This is a genomic window from Candidatus Neomarinimicrobiota bacterium (genome assembly GCA_022567655.1).
In the GTDB taxonomy this organism is placed as follows: domain Bacteria; phylum Fidelibacterota; class SORT01; order SORT01; family SORT01; genus JADFGO01.
The window spans coordinates 1-2,886 of the sequence record JADFGO010000147.1; the positions used below are offsets into that span (position 1 = coordinate 1).

Annotated in this window: 3 protein-coding genes; all 3 read left to right on the forward strand. The window is 48.0% G+C overall.

Annotation, left to right across the window (positions count from 1 at the left end):
- On the forward strand, positions 1 to 457 hold a 457-nt coding region (locus IID12_10240), incomplete at its 5' end, for a 3-deoxy-manno-octulosonate cytidylyltransferase (protein ID MCH8289462.1).
- Positions 454 to 2,103 carry a CTP synthase gene (locus IID12_10245; protein ID MCH8289463.1) on the forward strand — a complete coding sequence of 550 codons (1,650 nt, stop codon included), beginning with the start codon at positions 454 to 456 and terminating at the stop codon, positions 2,101 to 2,103. The genes IID12_10240 and IID12_10245, both read left to right, overlap by 4 nt.
- Positions 2,096 to 2,886 (forward strand): 3-deoxy-8-phosphooctulonate synthase (gene kdsA / locus IID12_10250; protein ID MCH8289464.1); only part of this gene is annotated, 791 nt, incomplete at its 3' end. The genes IID12_10245 and kdsA, both read left to right, overlap by 8 nt.

Here is a 2,886-nt window from a genome sequence, read left to right on the forward strand (position 1 = left end):
GGATGAACCCTTCATCGAACCTGCATTGATAGACGACGTTGTCGGGGCGTTCGACAATCGCGGCACGGAAATGGTTACGGCCGTCCGCAGGGCGGACGCGGAGGACGATATCCCGAACCCGAATCTCGTCAAGGTAGTGTTCGACAAAGATTGGAACGCCTTGAATTTCAGCAGAACTCCTATAACCGATAATAAGGATAATTCAAATTCTGAGTATTGGATTCATTTGGGGATTTACGGGTATACCCGGGATTTTCTTCTGAAGTTCGCCGCTATGGATCAAACCCCTTTGGAATTATCGGAGAGTCTCGAGCAGCTGCGGGCAATCGAGAACGGATACAGGATAAAACTGATAGAAACTGCATATAAGTCGTTTCCCATAGACACAGAATCGGATCTTAACAGGGCAAATGAAGAATTTGAGAAATACGTGCTTGAAAAGTCGGGAGCGGTATGAGTAAACAGGTAAAGTATATCTTTTTTACCGGAGGCGTAATGTCCGGACTGGGAAAAGGTATCGCCGCCGCCTCCGTGGGGGCGCTGCTGAAGGCAAAGGGACTTTCGGTTACGATTCAGAAGTTCGATCCGTACCTGAATATCGACCCGGGAACGATGTCTCCTTTCCAGCACGGAGAGGTATACGTTACTGACGACGGTTCGGAAACCGACCTCGACTTAGGTCACTACGAACGGTTCATCCATACGGATATGACCCGGATGAATAACCTGACTACGGGGCAGGTGTATAACACGGTGATTACCAAGGAGCGTAAGGGTGAGTACCTGGGAGCCACCGTGCAGGTTATCCCGCACATCACTGACGAGATAAAAAGTTCCATAAAGAAGCTGTCCGGCGGTGATGATGACTTTGACATAATAATCACGGAGGTGGGAGGAACGGTCGGCGATATCGAAAGCCTGCCGTTTCTCGAAGCGATACGTCAGTTCTGTGTGGAGGAGGGAAGGGAGAATACGCTCATCATCCATCTCACTCTGGTTCCTTTCATTAAAAGTTCGGGTGAGGCAAAAACGAAACCGACTCAGCATTCAGTCATGCGGCTCAGGGAAATCGGTCTCCAGCCGGATATATTGATGTGCCGGACTTCAGGGAAACTCGACCAGAGTATCAAAGATAAACTATCTCTTTTCTGCAACGTAACAACGGATTCGGTGATTGAGGCAATCGACGTGGCAAGCATCTATGAAGTTCCTATCAGGTTTCACAAGGCGGGCGTCGGTGAACTGATATTAGACAAACTCGGGCTGCCTGCGAGCCGGATAAAATTCAGCGAGTGGGAGGAATTCGTAAATAAGATATACAATCCGGAAAAAGAGATCACTATAGCAATATGCGGAAAATACAATAAACTTGTGGATGCGTATAAAAGTATTCTTGAAGCATTTGTACACGCCGGTGTGGACAATTCTGCCTTCGTGAGTGTCAAATGGGTTGACACGGAAAAAATGGAAGGGAATGTTGCGGAAAATCTAAGTGGAGTTGACGGAATACTTATACCTCCCGGATTCGGAAAACGGGGTGTAGAGGGAAAGATTGAAGCTGCGAAGTATGCCCGTGAGAACATGGTACCGTTCTTCGGTATCTGTCTCGGAATGCAATGCGCGGTAATCGAGTTCTCGCGTAACGTTTGCGGATTGGAGAACGCAAACAGCAGTGAATTTGACGCTGAAACACCATATCCGATCATCGACATTATGGAAAATCAGAAAAATATCAGTAACAAAGGCGGAACGATGAGACTCGGCGCTTATCCGTGCACTCTAACACCGGGGAATAAAGCCGCAGAGGCATACGGCGAAAAACAAATCAGCGAGAGGCACCGACACCGATATGAGTTCAACAACGAGTTCAAGGACCAACTCCAGAAAGCAGGAATGATCCTCTCCGGAATCAATGAGAGAGACAATTTAACAGAAATAATTGAGATCAAGGATCATCCCTGGTTTGTCGGAACACAGTTTCACCCGGAACTCAAATCAAGAGTGTTCAACACTCATCCTCTATTCAGGAATTTTGTTGAAGCAGCGGTAAAGTACAATAGGTCAAACGGGGAGGCAGGCAAAACAGCTGCCGGCAATGACTAAAACAATCGAGATTGACGGTTTACAATTGGGAGGCGGCAGCGATCTGCTTCTTATCGCGGGACCATGCGTTATAGAATCGGAAGAGGTAGCTTACTCGACGGCCGAAAGATTGAAATCTATCTCTGAAGAACTGAAGATCCCCATAATCTACAAGTCATCTTACCTGAAAGACAACCGCTCCTCCTCCAAGAGTTATCAAGGTCCGGGGTTGGAAAAGGGACTCAAAATTTTAGCGGAAGTCAAAAAGCGATACGGACTGCCCCTGCTGTCCGACATACACAGCATCGAACAGGTTGCGCCCGCGGCTGACGTATTAGACGTGGTGCAAATTCCGGCATACCTCTGCATGCAAACGGAGCTGACGATTGAGGTGGCGAAAAGGGCAAGGGTTGTCAACCTGAAGAAGGGTCAATTTATCGCCCCGGAAAATATGAAGAACGTAGTCCGTAAAATCGAGGAAGAAGGCAATAACAACATCATCCTGACGGAGCGGGGAACATCATTCGGGTATCAAAGCCTTGTAGTTGATATGAGATCTTTTCAGATTATGAGAAAGTTCGGTTATCCGGTTATTTTTGACGTAACTCACTCGGTCCGTGTGTATGGAATACCGTCCAAGGACCCGAAAGGCGGGACACCGGAATTTATACCTACATTGGGGAGAGCCGGCGTAGCGGCGGGAGTTGACGGAGTCTTCATCGAGACGCACCCGAACCCCACGGAAGCTCTTTGCGATGCATCAAGTCAATGGCGCTTAGATGATCTGAGTGATCTTATGCTGCA